Raw genomic sequence first — 19,823 nt, forward strand, 5'->3', positions numbered from 1 at the left:
GAGTCCGCGCATCATCTTTATCGAGGACCCGGACATGAAAAAGACGCTGACCGCGACGCTCGCGCTGGCCCTTAGCTCCACCGCAGCTCTGGCCAACCCCGTACAGATCAGCTGGTGGCATGGCATGGGCGGCGCCAATGAGCAGGTGATCAACCAGGTCGCCGAAAAATTCAACGCCGCACAAAGCGCCTGCGCGATCACGCCCGTCTCGAAAGGCACCTATGAAGAGGCCCTCGCCTCGGGGATCGCGGCCTTCCGCTCGGGCGAGCAGCCCAATATCCTGCAGGTCTTTGATGCGGGCGCGGCCACCATCATCAATGCCAAAGGCGCGACCATCTCTGCCGAGGATCTGCTGATCCAGAACGGCCATACCTTTGACCGCGCAGCCTTTATTGATGGCATCCGCCATTTCTACGCCGATGCGGAAGGCAAGTTCATCGGCATGCCGTTCAACTCCTCGGCGCCGATCATGTATCTCAATACCGAGGCCTTTGAGAAAGCCGGTGTCGAAGCGCCGAAAACCTGGGCCGAATTCGAGGCGGTCGCGCCAAAGCTGAAAGAGGCGGGCTATATCCCGATGACCGGCAGCCAGCTGACCTGGCAGCTGTTCGAGAATTTCTACTCGCGCAACAATGTGCAGATGGCTTCGAACAACAACGGCTATGATGGCTTTGACGGCACCGAGCTGCGCGCCACCGCCCCCGAGATGATCGCCTTCTGGACCCGCCTTGCCGCCTGGCACAAAGAGGGCCTGTTCGGCTTTTACGGCGCTGGCTGGGCAGACAACCAAAAGCCCTTTGAAGAGGGCAAGGTTGCGATGTGGATCGGCTCTTCGGGTTCGTTCGGGGGCCTGTCGAAAACCGCGACCATGCCTTTCTCGGCCACTTTCATGCCCTATGATGAAACTGTTGCCGATGGCAATAAATCGACCTTCATCGGCGGGGCCGCGCTTTTTGCCATGGCCGGAAAGCCCGATGACCAGAACAAATGCTCGGCCGATTTCTTCAGCTTCCTGACCTCGACCGAGATCCAGGCCTTCTATCACCAGGCCACCGGCTATGTTCCGATCACCAAGGCCGCCTATGAGAAATCAAAGGCCGATGGCTGGTATGAGCAGAACCCGGTTGCCGAGGTCGGCATCCAGCAGCTGATGGCACCGCAGGGCGAATGGTCGAAGGGCTACCGCCTGGGCTTTTACCCGCAGATCCGGGTGATCGAAGAGCGCGAATTCAACAAGATCTTCTCGGGTGAGACCAGCGTTGAAGACGCCTTCAAAGCCATTGAGACCGAGGGCAATGAGCTGCTGGCCCGTTTCGCCAAGACCTCTGGCTGACGCCTGAAAAGCCTTTGGCCGGACCTGCATCAGGCGGGTCCGGCCTTCGCCGTTCCGACCCTTTGCCCCCGTTCCTGTATCGCCGGCCCGCCCCCGGCCACCGATCTGAAAGCCCCTGATGAGTGACCTCACCCATCCCGTGACATCACCCGCTGCAAGACCCGGGCGCATCCGGCGCTGGTTCACGCGGCCTGCCACCGCGCCCTCCCCAGCGCCCTCCCCAGCGCCTGCGAAACGCGTGCAATTCGACGCGCCGCTTTTGCCCTGGATTTTCCTGGCGCCGCAGCTGGTGGTGATTTTCGTGTTCTTCTACTGGCCTTCGGTCCAGGCGGTCACCTCGTCTTTCTATATCGAAGACCCCTTCGGCTTTGGCGCAACCTTCGTCGGTATCGACAATTACAGGGATGCGCTTGGCTCGCGTGAGTATCAGCGGATCGCCGGGTTCACGGCGCTGTTCACGGTCCTGGTCACGGCGTTTTCGCTGGGGCTTGGGCTTTTGTTCGCGGTCAAGGCCGACAAGGTGATCCGGGGCCGCTCGGCTTACCGCACCGCGCTGATCGCCGTCTATGCCATCGCGCCGCCGGTTGCCGGGCTGATGGGGATGATGCTGTTTGATCAGCATATCGGGCCGTTTGTCACGCTTGCGGGCTGGTTTGGTTATGAGATGAAGGTGGGGATCAACTACTGGGACACCGCTTCTGCGATGATCCTGATCTCTGTCTGGAAGCAGGTGCCCTATAATTTCATCTTCTTCCTCTCGGGCCTGCAGGGCATCCCGGCCAGCGTGCGAGAGGCCGCGGTGATCGACTGCAGGGGCGGCTTTACCCGCTTTCGCACGGCGATCCTGCCGCTTTTGGCGCCGACGGCGTTTTTCCTGCTGATCATCAATATCACCTATGCGCTGTTCGACACTTTCGCGGTGATCGACGTGATGGTGAAGGACAAGCCCGCCAACAACCCGCTGACCCTTGTTTACAAGGTCTATAATGACGGCTTCCGTGGCAATGACATCGGCGGATCGGCCGCGCAATCGGTGATCCTGATGGTCATCGTGCTGGTGCTGACGCTGATCCAGTTCCGCTGGCTGGAACGCCGCGTGCATTACGGATGATGCCATGAACCGGATCCACCCCTTCGACCACCTGATCCTGATCCTCGGCACGCTTTTCATGTGTGTGCCGGTCCTTGTGGCGATCATCACCTCGACCCATTCGGCGGTCGATATCCATATGAACGGGCTTTCGCTGATCCCCGGCAGCCATGGGGCCGAGACCTATGAAGCGGTCCTGACCCGCAAGGGCGGCTTTACGGGTCAGGTGACCGGGATCACCATGCTGATGAACTCGCTGATCCTTGGCCTGGGCTTTGCGGTGGGCAAGATCGTGCTTTCCATGGCGGCCGCCTATGCGCTGGTCTATTTCCGCTTTCGCTTTGCCACCTTCCTGTTCTGGATCATCTTCACGACGCTCCTGTTGCCGCTGGAAGTGCGGATCATGCCCTCCTACCAGGTCATGTCCTCGCTGGGCCTTCTGAACAGCTACACCGGGCTGATCGTGCCGCTGCTGGCCTCGGCCACCGGCACCTTTTACTTCCGCCAGTTCTTCAAATCCGTCCCGGACGAGCTGTTAGAGGCCGCCCGCATCGATGGCGCGGGCCCATGGAAATTCCTGTGGGATGTGCTGATCCCGCTTTCCAAAACCATGATGGCCGCGATCTTCATCATCATGTTCGTCTATGGCTGGAACCAATATCTCTGGCCGATGCTGATGACGACCGAAGAGCGGTTCTTCACCCTGATGCGCGGCATCAAGCAGATCCTGCAGGTTTGGATCGGCAGCCAGATCCCCGACTATAACGAAGCCTTTGCCCTTGCCGTTCTGGCCCTGCTGCCGCCCGTGATCGTGGTGGTGGTGTTCCAGCGCTGGTTCATCAGGGGCCTGACAGAGAGCGACAAATAAATGGCCTCCATCACGATTTCCAATGTCTCGAAAACCTATCCAGGCGCAAAGGCAGCCTCGGTTTCCGACATCAATCTTGACATCAGGGACGGTGAGTTCATCGTGCTGGTCGGCCCCTCGGGCTGTGGAAAATCCACGCTTTTGCGCATGGTTGCGGGGCTGGAAGAGATCTCTGGCGGTGAGGTTTCCATCGGCTCGCGTGTGGTGAACCAGATCGATCCGGCGGATCGTGACATTGCGATGGTGTTTCAGAACTATGCGCTCTACCCGCATATGAGCGTGCGCGAGAATATGGCTTACGGTCTGAAAAACCGCCGCACCCCAAAGCCCGAGATCGAGGCCCGCGTGGCAGAAGCCGCCAGGATGCTGGAGCTTGGCCCCTATCTCGACCGCAAGCCCCGCGCGCTTTCGGGCGGGCAGCGCCAGCGGGTGGCGATGGGGCGTGCGGTGGTGCGCCAGCCCGCCGCCTTCCTCTTTGACGAGCCCCTCTCGAACCTTGACGCAAAGCTGCGCGTGACCATGCGCGGCGAGATCCGGCGCCTGCAAAAACGCCTTGGCACCACCTCGCTTTACGTGACCCATGATCAGCTTGAGGCGATGACGCTTGCCGACCGGCTGGTGGTGCTGAATGGCGGCAGGATCGAGCAGGTCGGCGCACCGCTTGAAATCTATCACAACCCCGCCTCGACCTTCGTCGCCTCTTTCATCGGCTCGCCTGCGATGAACCTGCTTGATGCCAGGATCGAGGGCGGACGGATCTCCTTAGGCTCAACCCAGCTGGATACCAGCCCGGTCTATGGCCACAGCGGCCCCGTGACGCTGGGGATCCGCGCCGAGGATCTGACCCCGGCCGCCGCTGGCCTGCCCTTCCGCACCGATTTCGTTGAGGAACTGGGCGCGCAACGCCTGGTTCATGGTCATGTCGACGGCCAGCCGCTGGTGCTGACGCTGGATCCGGCAATGCCCCTGCATGACGAGATGCGGCTGAGCGTTGCGGCGGCGCGGGTGCATATCTTTGACACCACCTCGGGCAAACGGCTGGACCTGGTCCGACAGACGCGCCAGGCCGCACATCAACCGGCATGAGCCAGCAGCCCCTGCCCTGCGCGTAAATCTGCAAAATACGGACATCACAGCAGGGTGGGGCCGGCCCTGACCAGATCCACAAGATGGCGCGGCTGCTCGCCTGAGGGCGGGAAGCGGCAGATGTGCGACGTCCTTGCATCCGATCAGACAGGCACAGATTGCGCAGGGGGCGCCCGGGAAGCAACCGGGACGCAACCGGAGGGCAACCGGGGGGCAAAGCGCTCTCAGGCGGGCTTTCCGGATCCCGGCAGCACTTGTGATTTTGCAAAAACGCACCGCGCGGCCGGGGCCTGCAATAGGGGGGCACAGGGCCAGAAACAACGGAGCCTTTCCTTATGCCGCGTAAACGGGTATCGCGCCCGGGCGTATCAACTGCGCCACGTCCAGCCCTTTGCCAGACGATTTCCCGGATAAATGGTCTTGAGAATGGATTGCGTCACGCTCTTTCGCACAGATCTGCCCTTTGGGGAGGCCTGCGCAACAAAGCCTGTAGGCGGCTGGTCGTGAGCGCGACCCTGATCAGCATTTTCAACCGGCACCGCCGGCGTTTGATGGGGCAGATCAGTCGCCTGACGGGCGATCCGCATATTGCCGAAGACCTGCTGCAGGAAACCTATCTGCGCGCGCATCGCCAGATGGATCAGGCGGCGGTTCACAGTGTCGAGGGGCTGCTGTATCGCACCTCGCAGAACCTTGCGCTGGATCACCTGCGCCGCAGCCGTCACCGGGCGCGGTTCGAAGACACCGCCGAGGCCTTTCCGGATACAGCCCCTTCGGGCGAGGCTGCGGTGGAAGAACAGCTGATCGAGGCCGAGCGCCAGCAGGTGCTGCAGGCTGAACTCGCCGCGATGCCGCTGCGCGCCCGCCATATCTGGGCGCTGCATTTCGTCGAGGGCAAAACCTATACCGAGATTGCCCTGGCTCTGGGGATCTCGCGCAACACGGTCTACAATGATATGAAACTGGTCACAGGACGGTGCCGCGATGCGCTGGCAAGGATGGAGCGCACATGAGGTCTGATCCGGGCCGGGACAGGCCTTTGCAAACAGGGCTGGATGACCCCTCCCATGCCGGTTTGGCGGATGTGGCGATGGATTGGTACATCGCCCTTTCAGATACAGAGACGCTGAAGGACGAAGGCCGGGATCGGGCCGTGGTGCTTCGCGGGCTGAACGACTGGCTGGCGCAGGACAAGCGTCACGAAAAAGCCTGGGATGAACTGAACAGCTTTATGAAAAGCCCGGCGCTTCTTGCAGCCTCGCGCGCTGATGCGGCGCGGCTGCCGCCGCTGGACAGCCTGCGCCCCGCCCCGCCCCGCCGGTTCTGGCGGCACCGCGCCCTGCCGGGCATGGGGCTGGCCGCGACGCTCGCCGCTTTTTGGCTGGCGGGCCCTGGGCTTTGGCTGCGCTGGCAGTCCGACGCGCTGACGCTTGCCGGAGAGATGCGGGTGATCACCCTGCCCGATGGCTCGCGTGCGGATCTGAACAGCGACACCGCGCTGACGTTTGATTTCGCAGGCGGCCGCCGTCATGTCGAACTCTTGCAAGGAGAGGTCTGGTTCGACGTGGTCCATGACCCGGCGCATCCCTTTACGGTGGCCTCTGGCGAGACCGAAGTCACGGTTCGCGGCACCGCTTTCGCCGTGCGGGCCATGGCGACGGAAAGCCTGGTCATTCTGGAACGCGGCTCGGTCCAGGTGGTGCGCGGCAGCGATCAGGTGACGCTTGCGCCCGGCGAGATGGTCGAAATGGGGCCAGACGCGCCGCCCACCCCCGTCGCGGCGGAAAATGCCCGCGCCCTGGCCTGGCGCGAGGGCTGGGTGCTGGTCGAAGAGCAAAGCTTCCCCGCCGCCCTGGCCGAGCTGTCGCGCTATTATCCCGGCAGGGTTCTGGACCTGTCCTCTGCCGCAGATCGGCTTGTCAGCGGCTCTTTCCGCACCGATGACGCCGAGGCCGCAATCAGATCCATCGCCGCTGCCAGTGGCGTCCTCGTCAATCGGATGCCGGGGGGGCTGCTTATCCTGCGTTAAATTGTCGGAAATTTTTGTGACGGCGCGGATCTCATGCGTCTTTACCTTTGAACGGGCACAAAACGCCTTTGAAACGTAAAGAGAGAGACGGCGGATGCGACAGGTAAGATCACGCTTTTCGGCAGGGATGACGGCTTTCATGCTGGGAACGACCGGGCTTTCGGGCCTTGTCCTCTTGCCTGCCCCGGCTATGGCCCAGGACAGCACGACCGTCGCCTTTGCCATCCCCGCCCAGCCGCTGGCCCGCGCTTTGGAGGCCTTCAGCCGCCAAAGCGGCTGGCAGGTCGGCTTTGACGCCAGCACCGCGCGGGGCAAGACAGCCGCCGCCGTCTCTGGCACCATGACACCCGCCGCCGCGCTGGAACGCCTGATCGCGGGCCAGGGCTATGAGGTCGAAATCACCGGCGCGCGCAGCGCCGCCCTTGTGGTGCCCCTGGCCGCAGCGACCACCGAGGCGGCGCCCTCAGATGCGATCAGCCTGGGCACGATCCGGCTGGATGCGGGCGGCGTTGTGACCGAGGGCAGCGGATCTTACACCTCGGGCTATACCACGGTTGCGACCGGCCTGCCCCTGACCATGCGCGAGACGCCGCAATCCATCTCTGTCACCACCCGCCAGAAGATGGATGACCGCGATCAGCGCAGCATCGGCGAGGTGCTGGAAGACACCGCAGGCGTCACCGTCATGCCGATGGATACCGAAAGGCGCAGCGTCTATGCGCGCGGCTTCTCCAGCCCGACCTTCATGGTCGACGGAACTCCGGTCTGGTATCGCATCCAATATGGCTCTGGCCCGTCGATTTCCGACACGGCGATCTATGACCGGGTCGAGGTCCTGCGCGGCGCGACCGGGCTGATGGCGGGTGCGGGCGACCCTTCGGTTGCGATCAATATGGTGCGCAAATCGCCGACAGCCTTCCCGCAGACCAGCGCGAAACTGTCCTACGGCAGCTGGAACACCATGCGCAGCGAGCTGGACACCAGCGGCCCGCTGTCCGAGGATGGCCGCCTGCGGGGGCGCATTGTTCTGGCACATGAGGACGGCGAGTCCTTCCTGGACCGTTATGAGCGCAAAAAGACCATCGCCTATGGCACCATCGAGGCCGATGTGGGCGACAGCGGCGTCTTTACCCTTGGTTATGACTATCAGCTGACGCGCACCCGCAACCACCAGTTCGGTGGCCTGCCGCTGATCGCGAATGACGGCTCGCAGCTTGACTACGACCGCCATGTGAATGCGGGCGGCAGCAATCTGCCGCTTGAGCAAAAGGCCGAAACCGCCTTTGCCCGCTACAAACACAGCTTCGACAATGGCTGGGAGGCGGTGGGCGATCTGTCCTTCTACCGCGCCAGCCGGATCGGTTTTCTGGCCTCGGCCTCCTGGGGCTCGCCCAATCCTGACGGCACCGGGGTCCAGCTTTTGGGCGGCTATGCCGACACGCGCACCGAACAGACCAATATCTCGGCCACGCTTTCCGGCCCGGTCGAGCTCTGGGGCCGCAGCCATGACCTGCGCTTCGGGGTCGTCGGCACTTTCGGCAAGGATACGCATAGGGCCGGGCGCGCCCGCAATGGCTTTGACATCGATTACACCCCCATCACCGGCTCGATCTTTGACTGGGACGGCGCGGTGCCTGGTCTTGAATCGAACGCCGATTACCTGCCCTATGTCACGGTGACAAAGGTCGACCAGAAGGCGGCCTATGGGTCTGGCCGGTTCTGGCTGGCGGACTGGGTCTCTTTCATCGGCGGCGCGCGGGTGGTCTGGTATGACTATAGCTATACCACCGCCGATTCCGATACCGGCAGCAGCACCCGCCAGGAGATGAGCCGCAATGCCGAATGGATTCCCTATGCCGGGCTTGTCTATGACATCAACGACACCTGGTCGGTCTATGGCAGCTATACCAGCATCTTCAAACAGCCCAGCTACCGCGACAAGGACAACAGGGTTCTGAACCCCACCACCGGCGCGAATTACGAGTTGGGCGTCAAGGCCGCCTTCTTCGACAACCAGCTGAACTTCTCGGCGGCGGTGTTCCGGCTGGAACAGGACGATCTGCCGGCGCGCGACCGCTCGGTCAGCTACCTGCTGCCCGATGGCAGCTTCCCGTGGAAATCCATCGACGGCGCCACCACCAAAGGTTTCGAGGCCGAGCTGGGCGGGGAACTGCGCCCCGGCCTGCAGGTTTCGGCCAGCTACGCCTATACGGATGCAAAAGACGGCACCGGCGCACGCATCTCGACGGTGACGCCGCGCCATTCGGTCAAGATCGCGGGGTCTTATGATCTTGAAAACCTGCCCCTGACCATCGGCGGCGCGCTGCGCTGGCAAAGCGGGATCGAGAACACCTGGACCTGGCCGGTTTCCGGCACCGCGCGTCAGGGGGCCTATACCGTGGTCGATCTGATGGCACGCTATCAGTTCGAAAGCGGCCTGACCGCGACGCTGGGCATCGATAACGTCTTTGACGAAAAATATCTCTCATCGCTGGATGAGACCTATGCGACCGGCAATTACGGCACCCCGCGCAGCGCCACGCTGACGCTGAACTACCGCTTCTGAGCCATATCCGGCCCGCGCCTTTCCAGGGGCGCGGGCCGCCTTATATCCCCGTTTCAGGATCACCTTCGTGCGCCCCCTTTCCCGGCTTTGCGCGGCTTCGGCCCTTGTTATCGCCTCGGCCCTTTGGGCCCCCCTGGCGCGGGCCGAAACCCCGGCCCCGCAGACAGACCCGGCCCGGCCGACAGACCCGATCTGGCTGACCCCTGCCGAAATCGCCGCAGCAATCACCCGGCAAGACAGCCTGAAAGGGCTTTATGAGCTGCGCTATTCCCCCGCCCTGGGCCAGATCTTCGTCACCGCAACCCCCGGCTTCGGGGACGATCTGCCCGGCTTTTTGCATGTGCTTGAGGCCGACAGCCTGCGCGTGATCCGCCAGATCCAGCTGCCGCGCCGCGCCTTCGCGCTGGCTCTGGATGAGGGGCGCGGCCTGCTTTACGTCGGCCATACGATGGACGGCGCGATCAGCGTGGTCGATGCCAAAAGCGGCCAGGTGCTGAATGTGATCCAGCTGGGCCAGCCCGATGCCGAGGGCAAGACCGAACACACCCGCATGATCCGTCTGGATACCGAACGCCAGCTGGCCTTTGTCACCAGCCCCGGCGCCGATGGCCTGGTCTGGATCGTCGATACCGCCACCGGCTCCATCCGCCACCGGATCTCCGATGCCGGCCTCTGGCGCGCTGGCGCCGCCTATGATGCGCAGCGCGGTGTGATCTGGGTCAGCGGCGGCGGCATGGAAGAGGTCAACGGCTGGAGCGTCGAAACCGGCGAAAAAGTCGCGGGCTTTTCCACCGGCGACACCACCGCGCCTGGGAAAGAGGCCTCGCAGCACTTCTTTGTCAATCTCGCGATTGACGAGGCGGGCCAGCGGCTTTTCGCAACCGACAGCAACAGCGGTGCGCTTTACACCTTTGACATCGCAACGGGCAAGCTGACCGGGCGCACCGAGATTGGTGTTGGCCCGCTGGATGTTGTCTTCAACGCGGCCCGCAATGAAATCTATGTCACCTGGCGTGGCGACAGCCGCGAGGTCTCGGGTGGCACGGGCGGGCTTGCGATCCTTGATGGCACGGATCTTTCGGTCCGCCATCGCCTCGACCTGCCCGCCCATCCCAATACCATCGAGATGGATGCAAAGGGCGACACGCTCTGGCTGACGGTAAAGGCCCCCTATTCCGACAAACACCCGGCCTGGCGGGCCGAGCAGGTGGATCAGGTGCTGCGGCTGGATCTGCCGCTGCCGGCTCAGGCCAGACAGACGGACTGAGCCAGACAGGTGGACTGAGCCAGAAAGGTGGCCTGAGCCAGAAAGGCAGGCTCAGGCAATCGGGCGGGCGGTCCGCTAGCGGTCTGCGATATAGACCAGCGGGCCGATCCGTGTCACGTCAAGGCCAAGCGCGTTTTGCAGGAAATCAAGCGCGGCATCGGTATCGGTAATTGTCATGGTGCCGCTGACGCGACGCCCGGCGGCCGCCCCGCCTGACAGCAGGATCGTGCCCGCGAAATGGCGGTTCATTTCCTCAACCACATAGGAAAGCGGTGCGTTTTCCACCACCAGCTGGCCCTGCCGCCAGGCCAGGGCCGCCTGCCCGTCCCCGGCGCCCAGATCAACCCGCGCGCCCTCGCGGTCCCATGTCGCGCGTGCGCCTTCGGGGATCTCGCGGGTAAGCCCCGGCTTGCCGCCGATCTCCAGCCGCACAGCGTGTTCGGTCACCGTCACATCCGCCCCGTTCTGCCCAAGACGGACGTCAAACGCGGTGCCCAGCGCCGTCACGCGGGCATCGCCTGCCTCGACGACAAAGGGGCGGTTCGGGTCGGGAGCGACCTCGAAATAGGCCTGACCGCGCAAAAGCCGCACCACACGCCGCCCGTTATCGAAATCATAGGCCACCGCCGAAGAGGCATTCAGCTGAAGGATTGACCCATCCTCCAGCGTGACCACGGGCCTTTCGCCGACGCCGGCGATCTGATCTGCCCGCAGCCGCATCGGTCCGTCGAACCAGAAAAACAGCCCCCCCGTCAGCGCCAGCGCCGCGAGGCCGCCGATCACCCGCCCCGCCCCCGGCGGGCGATAGTCATAGTCGCGCAGCTTCGGCTCTGCCGCGATGGCCCGCCCGGCCTCGCCCATCAGGCGGCGCGCGGCCTCAAAGGCGGGGCGGTTCAGCGGATCGGCATCAAGCCAGGCCTCAAGACGCGATTCCTCAGCGGGTGAGAGCCTGCCCTCATCCTGACGCAGCACCCAATCGGCCGCTTCTGCATTGCGTTTGCGCATCGCGCGCCGGTCTGTCATGCGGCTTCCTGATTGGCGGGTCCGGCAAAGTCACCTGCCCCCTGTCTGAAAGACGAATGGCAGGTGGCATTCAGGACTAGCGGTCAAACTCCATCAGCCTGTCAAGGCAATGCGCCAGCGCCTTGCGCAGATGGCGATCCACCATATTGCGGCTGATCCCCAGGCGGGCGGTGATCTGATCCGGCGTCAGCCCGTGCAGCCGGTGCAGGATAAAGGCCATGCGGCAGCGCCCGGGCAGATCCTCGATGGCGGATTTCAGCACCGTCAGCCGCGCCTCGACATCCAGAAGGCGCTCGGTATCGCTGTGGGTGGCGACATTCAGCCCCTCGGCCTCGGTGCCAGAAAAAAGCCGCGCCTCATAATTCTGCCGCCGAAAGCGGTCGATGCCAAGGTTGATCGCAGCCCGGCACAAAAACGCCCCGACCGAGGTCTTGCCGCGCAAGATCCCTGGCCGCCCGGCGAGTTTGAGGTAAAGATCGTGAACGATATCCGCCTCAGAGCCCGCCATATGCCCGCGCCGGGTCAGCGCCTGGGTCATATCGTGATAATGGCGGGCAATGGCGCGATTTAAAAGCTCGCTGTCATCCATCTCGGCAGAGGGGGCCTGAAGGGCATGCATCGCGTCGATCCGAACCTTGACAGAATGGGGGCACGGGTCGGTGGCGCGAGACACCAGCCGAAGCATCCGGCGCCCCTGTGGCTTCCAATCCTTTCACGACCATATCGGCCCGCCCCCCCGCAGACAATTGCGTTAACACGACCGGGACAGAGCGGCAGCGCCGGTTTCGGCCGCGCTGTTGCCCCCCGGCCACGGCTGAGCCGACCACATCGGCGTGCCGGTGACCGGGTCGGGCGTCACGATACAATCGACGCCAAAGCCCGCGCGGATCAGCGCCGGGTCCATCACCCGGGCGGGCGGGCCCTCAGCAATGATCCGCCCCGCCTTCAGCATGACCATATGCCCGGCGTAGCGCGCGGTCTGGTTCAGGTCATGGAGCACCGCGACCACGGTCTTGCCGCCCTGACGCACCAGGGTTTCCATCAGCGCCATGACCTCGATCTGATGCGCGATATCAAGCCAGGTGGTCGGCTCATCCAGGAGCAGGATGTCGGTCTCCTGGGCCAGAACCATCGCGATCCAGGCCCGCTGGCGCTGCCCCCCGGAAAGACTGTCAAGCGGGCGCCTGGCCAGACCTTCAAGCCCGGTCAGCTGCAGCGCGCGGGCGCAGGCGGCCTCATCCCCGGCGGTCATGCGCTCGAAAAGGCTGCGATGCGGGTAGCGGCCCTGGCGGATCAGATCGGCGACGCTCAGCCCCTCGGGCGCGGTGGGGCTTTGCGGCAAAAAGCCGATCCGGCGCGCGAGGCTGCGGCTGGACAGCCCGCGCAAGGGCGTGTCGCCCAGCCGGATCTCTCCGGCGGCGGGGCGCATCAGACCGGCAAGCGCGCGCAACACGGTGGATTTCCCGCTGCCATTCGGCCCGATCAGCGCCGTGAAGCGCCCGCGCGGGATGGTCAGCGTCAGCCCCTCGGCGACAGGTTTTGCGCCATAGGTCAGGGTGACGTTCAGGGCGGAAAGGGCGGGTATATCAGCTGCGGGCATGGCGTCGGCTCCAGATCAGCCAGAAAAAGAACGGCCCGCCGATCAGGGCGGTGACAAGGCCTGCGGGGATCTGCACCGGCGCAAAGACCAGCCGCCCGGCAAGATCGGCCGCCGCGACAAGGCAGGCCCCGATCAGCGCCGCGACCGGCAGCATCCGGGCGTGCAGCGGCCCGGCGATATGGCGGGCAAGATGCGGCGCGATCAGCCCGACAAAGCCGATCGGGCCGGTGATGGCCACGGTGGCCCCGGCCAATAGCGCCGCGATCAGGATCAGGGCCGCTCGCGTCACTTCGACCCTTTGGCCAAGCGCGCGGGCGGTGGTCTCGCCAAGGTTCAGCGCATCGGCATGACGCGCCAGCGCAAGGCTCAGACCCAGCGGCAGCGCCAGCCAAAGCGCCATCAGCTGCAGGCGCGGCCGATCAATATCGTGCAGGCTGCCCGCCAGCCAGATCAGCGCGCGCTGCGCCGCGTTGATCGGGGCGAAGGTGGTCAGCACGCTGGCCATGGCGCCCGTCATCGCCGCCAGCGCAAGGCCAACCAGCACCAGCCGCAAGGGCGAGGCGCCCCCCTGCCAGGCCAGCGCCCAGACCAGCACCACCGACAAAAGCGCACCCGCAAACCCCGCAACCGGCAGCAAGGCCAGCACCCCCGGCCCCGCCAGCACCATCAGCGCGATCACCACCAGCGCCGCGCCGGAATTGATCCCCAAAAGCCCGGGGTCGGCCAGCGGATTGCGCAGGACCGCCTGAACCAGCGCCCCCGAAACCGCCAGCGCCGCACCGCCAAGGCCCGCCGCCAGAAGGCGCGGCAGCCGCAGATCGAGAACCACCATCTCCGCCTCGGGCGTGGCACCCTGGCCGGGGATCAGCGCCAGCCAGACCTCGCGCAGCGGCAGCGGATGATCCCCCAGCCCAAGCGAGGCAAGGCCTATGGCGCAAAACACCGCCAGCAACAGAGAAAGCCAGCCGCTCATGCCCTGCCCCCTGCCCGCCGCCGCGCCAGCGCGATGAAGAACGGCCCGCCAAGCAGCGCCATAGTGATCCCGGCGGGAAAGCTCTCATTCCCAGAGATCCAGCGCCCGGTGGTATCGGCCAGCAAAAGCAAAGCCGCCCCCCCAAGCGCCGAGGCCGGAATGATGCGGCGGTAATCCGGCCCGACCAGCAGCCGCACCAGATTGGGCACCATCAGCCCGACAAACCCCACCGGCCCTGCAAGGGCAACCGCGCCCCCCGCCGTCAGGACCACCAGCGCCAGCGCAAGGCCGCGCCAGACCCGCAGATCCTGACCAAGTGCCTGCGCAAGCTCAGCCCCAAGGCTCAGCGTCATGATGTGCCGGCGCATCAGAAAAGACAGCACCAGCCCGGCCAGGATGAAAGGCCCGGTCGCCAGCACCTGGCCCATGTTGCGCCCATGCAGCGACCCCGCGGTCCAAAGGCGGACCTGATCCAGCGTGCCCTGGTCAAAGATCAGCAAAACCGTGGTCAGCGCCGAGAGGAAACCCGCCAGCACCGCGCCCGACAGCACAAGCCCGATCACCGGCGCGCCGCTGGCCCGGCCCAGCATCCAGACCAGCACCGTCGCCAGCGCCGCACCGCCAAAGGCACACCAAAGCTGCAGCCCGGGGTCCGTCACCCCGACCAGCGAAATCGCCGCCACCACCGCAAATGCCGCGCCCGCATTGATCCCGAGGATCCCCGGCGAGGCCAGCGGATTGCCGGTCATCGCCTGGCAGATCGCCCCCGCCGTTGCCAGCGCCGCCCCCGCCAGCGCGCCCGCAAGGCTGCGCGGCAGGCGGATCATCTGGACCACCAGCTGATCGCGCGACCCATCCCCCGCGAAAAGCGCGCCTGCCAGCCGGAAAGGCGAGATCACCTCTGGCCCCTGCATCAGCGACCAGAGAAACGCCAACAGAACCAAGGCCATAAAAGCCACGACAAGGGCAGGAAAGGATCTCACGGCAGGATGAACCGCTCGATATCATCCAGCACGTCCATGGCCGAGGAAACGCCGTGGAACCCCATCCAGGGTCCGCGCCCGACCCGCCAGGCCCGCCCGGCAGCAACAGCAGGCAGCATCTGCCAGAAGGGGTTGGCAAGCGTGGCATCGGCCAGCGCGTCATCAGGCGCGGGGTCATAGCCGCTGACCACAACATAAAGCAGCACATCGCCGTCCAGCGCCGCGATCTCTTCCCAGCCGGGGCGTTTGAGGACCTCATCCCCGCCGGTGGTCTCATAGGCGCTGCGCTTCACCCCCGCCTCAGCCAGCACCGCATAGGGCGCATAGGCGCCGGGCCCATCGAGATAGACCTGAAAGCGGTCCGGCCCGATCCGCACCACCGAGACGGTCTGATCCGGGGGAACGCGCGCGCGGATCGCCTGAACCCTTTCCTGGTAATCCGACAGCAGCGCCCCGGCACGGTCGCGCCGGTTGGTCAGATCGGCCAGCAGCCGGAACTGCTCCTGCCAGTTCACCGGCGCGATCAGCACGACCGGGGCGATACGCTCCAGCGCCGGTTGCAGCCCGCCATGCATCGCGGTGTCGCCGATGATCAGATCGGGCTTCAGCGCGACCAGGCGTTCAAGGCTCGGCTGCAGCGGGTGACCGATATCAAGCACCCCGCCCGCATCGGCCATGCGCCGGATCCAGCCATCCTGAACGCCGGTCTGCGGCGTGGCCAGAACCGGGGCCTCCAGCTCGAAAAGCATCCCGAGACTAAGCTGCGGATCCAGAACGACGATCCTTTGCGGATCTTCAGGCACGCAAACCGGCGCAGCAAGGGCATCATGCGAAAAAAGCCGCCCGTCGCAGCTTTGCGCCATGGCCGGACTGATCCCGAGGACCAGCGCCACCAGAACCTGAAGCATCGCCTTCATCCGCCACTCTCCGAAAAACAGCTATGGCGCCCCGAAACCGGGACGCCAGACCAGGATGGAAACCCGTCTCAGAAGCGCTGGCCTCAGAAACGGTAATCAAGCCGCATCCCGACCTCGCGGCGATCCCCCAGCACCGCGATCGAATTCGGGCCAAGTTCATAGGTGCGGTATTCCTTGTCGAAGAGGTTCTTCGCATAGGCCGTCAGCCTGACCTTCTCCCAGGCATAGCCGACTTCGGCGTCAACCGTGGTATAGGCCCCCAGCTGGACCGGGCGCGCGACACCCTGCTCCAGCCGCGACATCTGCGATCCGGTGTATTTCGCCGAAGCCGCCGCGAACCAGCCGCCGTCCTGTGCCCAGCGAAAGCCAAGAGCGATACTTTGTTCCGGTGCATTCGGGAATGGCAGTCCCGAGAAATCCCCGCCCCAGCTGGAGACGCTGAATTCTTTGAACTTCGTTTTCAAAAGCCCGACCGAGCCGAAGATCTCCAGCTCATCATTCGCGGAATAGCTGAGCTCAATCTCCATGCCCCGGCTGACGGATTTCCCGGCATTGGCATAGATATTGTCGGAAACCGGATCGGTCGGATCGATCAGAACCTCGACCTGCTGGCCCTCCCAATCCGAGTAGAACGCATTGGCAGAGACCGAAAGACGGTCGTCCATGAACCGCCCGCGCCAGGACAGTTCCAGCGTATCGGCATATTCCGGGTCATAATCATAGATCGACCCATCCGAGAGCAAAACGCCCGACCCGCCAGGGCGATACCCCTTCTGGAACGTCAGCGCGAGATTGTGATCCTCGTTGATGTCCCAGGCAAGGCCCAGCTTTGGCAGGAAAACCGTATCGGTAAAGGTGGTTGCGGTATCGGCGGTCACGACACTGTTGCGGGTGGCGAAATTCGTTTGCCGGGTCGAGATCCAGTCGTAGCGGCCTCCTGCGATCACGCTCCAGCCCGGGGTGAATTCATATGTCACCTCGCCGAAAAGGGCAGCGCTTTTCATCGTCAGATTGCCCGATGAGGTGTCAAGCCGACTGGTCTGCGTGCGCCGCCAGGCGTCATTGTCGAGATGCGAGGCATAGAGCCCCAGCACCCATTTCAGACCCTCTGCATCATGGTTCAGGCGGAATTCCTGGGCGACAGTGCGCTGCACATATTCGCCCTCGGTCACCCGGGTTTCGCCCGGGGTTCCGGCATTGATGGAACTGCGGTCGGTCTTGCTGCGCGAGAACCCGGTCAGCGCGGTAAAGCGCAGGTTGTCGTTTATGTCATGCGTCACCTCGACGCCGAAATTGTCGACCTTTGTGCCGCGCATTTCCTGATAGACCGGGGCAAGCGCCCAGATATCGCCGCGCCGATCCCTGTAAGGGTGGCTGCCATAGGCCCAGCCGGGCCCGGCCACGTCATCATAATCGGGGCTGTCAAAGCTGTGCGAATAGCTGAAAAGAACCCGCGTGGTGTCATCACCCGCAGGCAGCCAGAGCAATTTCCCCCGGATGTTGTAATAATCATCCGTGATGAAATCCTTGTATTTCGCAAAACGCTCATAGCCGGGATACTTCAGGTCGCTTTTTTTCTCGGAATATTCGACACTCACCCGGTAAGCGAGCCGGTCGCCAAGCGCATCGCCAAAGGCCAGCCCGGCCTGGCGGCGGCTGTTCGATCCGATGGTCAGCTGCGCCGCGCCCGAGCGTTCAAACTCCGGGTCTTTGCTGCGCAGATACATCGCCCCCGCAAGCGCGGCCCGCCCCGAAAGCGTCGACTGTGGGCCGCGATAGACCTCCAGCTGCTCCATATCGAAAAAGCCCCGGACGCCGCGCCGGGTGCCGTCATTGGTCTGCTGCACACCATCGACATAGAAAGACGCCAGGGGCGAGCCATTGGCGCCGGGAATAAAGCCTTCAGCATTCACGCCGCGAATCATAAAACCGCTGTCATTCCAGTCACTTGCGGCAACGTTCCCCATCCGCTGGAAGGCGTCTTTGACGCTGGCCGCGGCCGGGGCGGCCTCAGGCTCGGCACGCACAACCGCGACACTTGCACGGCTTTCGCCAAGCGTGGTGGCGGCGCGGTCGCCGTAAAGAACGATGGTGCCGAGCATGACCGCATCATCATCAGGCTGCGAAGAATCCAAATGTATCGGGCTCAGAAGCACCTGCGTCGCACCGGAAAACCGTGCCTGGACCCCGGTTCCCGTAAGGATCGCATCCAGCGCCGCCGCGGGCGTCATGGTGCCTCTGATGCCCGCGGTCGTCTTGCCCTCAGCCAGCCCGGCATCGAACATGATCTGCAACCCGGCCTGGGCGGCCAGGTTGTTCAGCCCCGAAGCCAGTGACCCAGCCGGCACCGAAAATGCGCGAACCTCTGCGTCCGAGCGGGCCTCCTGCGCCGTCGCTGGCCTGGCGACAGACACCACCGAAAGGACGGTGCTGCCCAGCAGGATCGCGCGCAATCCAGCCCCGATCCTTTCGGCAAAGCGTTCCATTACATCTGTCCTCGTCATGCAATTCCCCGATTTGGCTTTTGCCCTTTGGGCGGTGCCGGGCCTGATTAAGACGGGCGCTGACGCCCGCTTATTTGTCAGACGGTCGGGAAAGGCCGGCAGGGACATCGCGCCGGAAAAAAGTTGATAAAAATGTTTTTCTTCATGCCGGCAGCGGCGGCAGCCCCAGATGGTGACGCATCGCCTGGCGCAGATCCATATCCCGCGCGGCCCGGGGTTTGAGCACACAGGTCTTGCACAAACCACCCCCTTCGACCGTGTAATAACGGCAACAGCCCCCCCTCGCGCGGAACGTATAGGCGAACTCGCCGCCCGTATCATCGGGAACCGAAAGCGTAAAGAAGCCCACTTGCGGATTGCTCAGCGGCGATGCCCCTTCCCGAATGATCTGCAGCGCCAGGCCTCGGGCCTCTGCCTCGCGCCCAAGCGCCCGGCCTTCCTCCAGAAAAGCTGCTGCGATGGTATCCGCCGCCAGCCGCCATAGCGCCCGGCGTGGCAGGCGCGTCACCCCCGAAAGCCGTTCGATGAGCGGCCCCAGATGACCTTCGACCTCGCGGCGAAAAGGGTCGCAAAGCGCGGTCAGATCGGGGCAATAATCCACATCCGGGTGATCTGCGAGGGCGCGATCCGTGGTGGCAAATCCGCGCGCGCCGGGACGGAACCAGACCTCACGTTGTTCCTGCGCCTTTCCGTCATGGTAATGCACCCCGTGCCGCAACTGAAGCTGGCTCCTCCCCGGGTCGATATCGGGCACCAGTCCCGCATCCAGAAACAGCGGCACCATCATACCGATCAGCCCCAGCGAGTAATCCATGAACATAAAGGCTGCCGCAGCCTTTTGATCGGTCTGCGGGTTGAAGCCCGCCTCATAGGCCAGGAACTCCCGCATCGCGACATCATCCGCGATGAAGTCGCTGACGGAAGCCCAGGGGGCACAGCCCGGCTCTTGCTCTTCGCGCAATCCGATGGGCGGCCTGCCCCCTCGCGCGTTGATCCGGGCCACCGCCGCCCCAAGAGGGTCTGCGTTCTGCTCCATCGGTCCTGCCTGATCCCATGATTTCCCTTTGTACAGACGATTGAGGGATAAAGAATGGGACGGCGGGAGACGGGATTTTCACCCCGGCGGCCTGCAATATGGGCCTCAGAACGCAATCCAGGGCCCCGCCCCCACCAAAACCCGAAGAGCCTGCGCACGCCCGACAGAGGTGGCCGGGCGCGCCTCTGCCCAAAGCCGTGCAGAGGCCATCAGGCTGGTGAGGATCGCAGCTGAAGACTGCTGCTTCAAATCCTGCTCCATCGCGATCAAAGCTTTACCGAGAGGCAGCTTTCAGCACTGTCACCGGTGCCTCAAACCTGAATGCCGAGCAGATCGAGTTTCTGGACCTGATCATCGACACCTTGACCGAGAACGGTGAAATCGATCCGGCGCGGTTCTATGAGAGCCCCTTCACGGATATTGAACCGCACCGGGTTTGCCGGAGGCTCCAACTCCTGAGTAGGATGGAGCATCATGAGCAAGACGACGAACAAGTTTTCCGCTGAGGTTCGCGAGCGCGCTGTGCGCTTGGTTCTCGACAATGAAGG

17 protein-coding genes are annotated in these 19,823 nt (G+C 64.0%); 9 read left to right on the top strand and 8 right to left on the bottom strand.

Annotated elements, in window-relative coordinates:
- Nucleotides 1-34: 34 nt before the first annotated feature.
- From HOY34_RS19670 to HOY34_RS19705, 8 genes are all read left to right on the top strand, one after another.
- Complete coding sequence (locus tag HOY34_RS19670) at nt 35-1,333, top strand: extracellular solute-binding protein (protein ID WP_172366033.1); 1,299 nt, start codon at nt 35-37, stop codon at nt 1,331-1,333.
- A 118-nt stretch (nt 1,334-1,451) separates the two neighbouring features.
- Complete coding sequence (locus HOY34_RS19675) at nt 1,452-2,444, top strand: carbohydrate ABC transporter permease (protein ID WP_172366035.1); 993 nt, start codon at nt 1,452-1,454, stop codon at nt 2,442-2,444.
- A gap of 4 nt (nt 2,445-2,448) precedes the next feature.
- Nucleotides 2,449-3,291: a sn-glycerol-3-phosphate ABC transporter permease UgpE gene (gene ugpE / locus HOY34_RS19680; protein ID WP_172366037.1), complete on the top strand. Its 843-nt coding sequence runs from the start codon at nt 2,449-2,451 to the stop codon at nt 3,289-3,291.
- On the top strand, nt 3,292-4,377 hold the full coding sequence (locus tag HOY34_RS19685; RefSeq protein ID WP_172366039.1) for a sn-glycerol-3-phosphate import ATP-binding protein UgpC: 1,086 nt from the start codon (nt 3,292-3,294) through the stop codon (nt 4,375-4,377).
- 503 nt (nt 4,378-4,880) lie between these two features.
- Complete coding sequence (locus HOY34_RS19690) at nt 4,881-5,390, top strand: RNA polymerase sigma factor (protein WP_172366041.1); 510 nt, start codon at nt 4,881-4,883, stop codon at nt 5,388-5,390.
- A complete protein-coding gene (locus HOY34_RS19695) occupies nt 5,387-6,406 on the top strand; it encodes a FecR family protein (RefSeq protein WP_172366043.1) in 1,020 nt (339 codons plus the stop codon). Before HOY34_RS19690 ends, HOY34_RS19695 begins: the two co-directional genes overlap by 4 nt.
- 94 nt (nt 6,407-6,500) lie before the next feature.
- Nucleotides 6,501-8,972 (top strand): TonB-dependent siderophore receptor, encoded by a 2,472-nt coding sequence (locus HOY34_RS19700; protein WP_253944566.1) that lies wholly within the window; start codon nt 6,501-6,503, stop codon nt 8,970-8,972.
- Nucleotides 8,973-9,039: 67 nt separating this feature from the next.
- Nucleotides 9,040-10,239, top strand: a complete 1,200-nt coding sequence (locus tag HOY34_RS19705) for a YncE family protein (protein WP_172366045.1) — start codon at nt 9,040-9,042, stop codon at nt 10,237-10,239.
- Nucleotides 10,240-10,314: 75 nt separating this feature from the next.
- Here the strand turns inward: HOY34_RS19705 and HOY34_RS19710 are convergent, their stop codons facing one another.
- The 8 genes from HOY34_RS19710 to HOY34_RS19745 all read right to left on the bottom strand — a co-directional run bounded on the left by HOY34_RS19710 (nt 10,315) and on the right by HOY34_RS19745 (nt 19,275).
- The gene (locus tag HOY34_RS19710; protein WP_172366047.1) at nt 10,315-11,262 is read right to left on the bottom strand and encodes a FecR family protein; all 948 of its coding nucleotides are present in this window, start codon (nt 11,260-11,262) and stop codon (nt 10,315-10,317) included.
- Between the two features lie 76 nt (nt 11,263-11,338).
- Nucleotides 11,339-11,881: an RNA polymerase sigma factor gene (locus HOY34_RS19715; RefSeq protein ID WP_216654848.1), complete on the bottom strand. Its 543-nt coding sequence runs from the start codon at nt 11,879-11,881 to the stop codon at nt 11,339-11,341.
- 132 nt (nt 11,882-12,013) lie between these two features.
- Nucleotides 12,014-12,862, bottom strand: a complete 849-nt coding sequence (locus HOY34_RS19720; protein ID WP_172366049.1) for an ABC transporter ATP-binding protein — start codon at nt 12,860-12,862, stop codon at nt 12,014-12,016.
- Nucleotides 12,849-13,835 carry a FecCD family ABC transporter permease gene (locus tag HOY34_RS19725; protein ID WP_172366051.1) on the bottom strand — a complete coding sequence of 329 codons (987 nt, stop codon included), beginning with the start codon at nt 13,833-13,835 and terminating at the stop codon, nt 12,849-12,851. Before HOY34_RS19725 ends, HOY34_RS19720 begins: the two co-directional genes overlap by 14 nt.
- On the bottom strand, nt 13,832-14,785 hold the full coding sequence (locus HOY34_RS19730; protein WP_172366053.1) for a FecCD family ABC transporter permease: 954 nt from the start codon (nt 14,783-14,785) through the stop codon (nt 13,832-13,834). The genes HOY34_RS19725 and HOY34_RS19730 overlap by 4 nt, the downstream gene beginning before the upstream one ends.
- Before the next feature lie 29 nt (nt 14,786-14,814).
- Complete coding sequence (locus HOY34_RS19735; protein ID WP_216654849.1) at nt 14,815-15,735, bottom strand: iron-siderophore ABC transporter substrate-binding protein; 921 nt, start codon at nt 15,733-15,735, stop codon at nt 14,815-14,817.
- A gap of 83 nt (nt 15,736-15,818) precedes the next feature.
- On the bottom strand, nt 15,819-18,239 hold the full coding sequence (locus tag HOY34_RS19740) for a TonB-dependent receptor (RefSeq protein WP_172366055.1): 2,421 nt from the start codon (nt 18,237-18,239) through the stop codon (nt 15,819-15,821).
- Nucleotides 18,240-18,381: 142 nt separating this feature from the next.
- Nucleotides 18,382-19,275: a ferric iron reductase gene (locus tag HOY34_RS19745; protein ID WP_172366057.1), complete on the bottom strand. Its 894-nt coding sequence runs from the start codon at nt 19,273-19,275 to the stop codon at nt 18,382-18,384.
- A 341-nt stretch (nt 19,276-19,616) separates the two neighbouring features.
- Between HOY34_RS19745 and HOY34_RS22505 the strand changes: the two genes are divergently transcribed.
- On the top strand, nt 19,617-19,781 hold the full coding sequence (locus tag HOY34_RS22505) for a hypothetical protein (protein ID WP_366926987.1): 165 nt from the start codon (nt 19,617-19,619) through the stop codon (nt 19,779-19,781).
- Nucleotides 19,782-19,823 lie beyond the last annotated feature (42 nt).

Origin of the sequence: Pseudogemmobacter hezensis, assembly GCF_013155295.1 — a bacterium.
Taxonomy (GTDB): Bacteria; Pseudomonadota; Alphaproteobacteria; order Rhodobacterales; family Rhodobacteraceae; genus Pseudogemmobacter; species Pseudogemmobacter hezensis.

Bases quoted from the DNA above. Each gene is read 5' to 3' on its own strand.
- ugpE (WP_172366037.1), top strand. From the start codon at position 2,449: ATGAACCGGATCCACCCCTTCGACCACCTGATCCTGATCCTCGGCACG.
- HOY34_RS19715 (WP_216654848.1), bottom strand. From the start codon at position 11,881: ATGCATGCCCTTCAGGCCCCCTCTGCCGAGATGGATGACAGCGAGCTT.
- HOY34_RS19720 (WP_172366049.1), bottom strand. From the start codon at position 12,862: ATGCCCGCAGCTGATATACCCGCCCTTTCCGCCCTGAACGTCACCCTG.
- HOY34_RS19735 (WP_216654849.1), bottom strand. From the start codon at position 15,735: ATGAAGGCGATGCTTCAGGTTCTGGTGGCGCTGGTCCTCGGGATCAGT.
- HOY34_RS19725 (WP_172366051.1), bottom strand. From the start codon at position 13,835: ATGAGCGGCTGGCTTTCTCTGTTGCTGGCGGTGTTTTGCGCCATAGGC.
- HOY34_RS19745 (WP_172366057.1), bottom strand. From the start codon at position 19,275: ATGGAGCAGAACGCAGACCCTCTTGGGGCGGCGGTGGCCCGGATCAAC.
- HOY34_RS19700 (WP_253944566.1), top strand. From the start codon at position 6,501: ATGCGACAGGTAAGATCACGCTTTTCGGCAGGGATGACGGCTTTCATG.
- HOY34_RS19740 (WP_172366055.1), bottom strand. From the start codon at position 18,239: ATGACGAGGACAGATGTAATGGAACGCTTTGCCGAAAGGATCGGGGCT.
- HOY34_RS19685 (WP_172366039.1), top strand. From the start codon at position 3,292: ATGGCCTCCATCACGATTTCCAATGTCTCGAAAACCTATCCAGGCGCA.
- HOY34_RS19710 (WP_172366047.1), bottom strand. From the start codon at position 11,262: ATGACAGACCGGCGCGCGATGCGCAAACGCAATGCAGAAGCGGCCGAT.
- HOY34_RS19675 (WP_172366035.1), top strand. From the start codon at position 1,452: ATGAGTGACCTCACCCATCCCGTGACATCACCCGCTGCAAGACCCGGG.
- HOY34_RS19730 (WP_172366053.1), bottom strand. From the start codon at position 14,785: ATGGCCTTGGTTCTGTTGGCGTTTCTCTGGTCGCTGATGCAGGGGCCA.
- HOY34_RS19670 (WP_172366033.1), top strand. From the start codon at position 35: ATGAAAAAGACGCTGACCGCGACGCTCGCGCTGGCCCTTAGCTCCACC.
- HOY34_RS19695 (WP_172366043.1), top strand. From the start codon at position 5,387: ATGAGGTCTGATCCGGGCCGGGACAGGCCTTTGCAAACAGGGCTGGAT.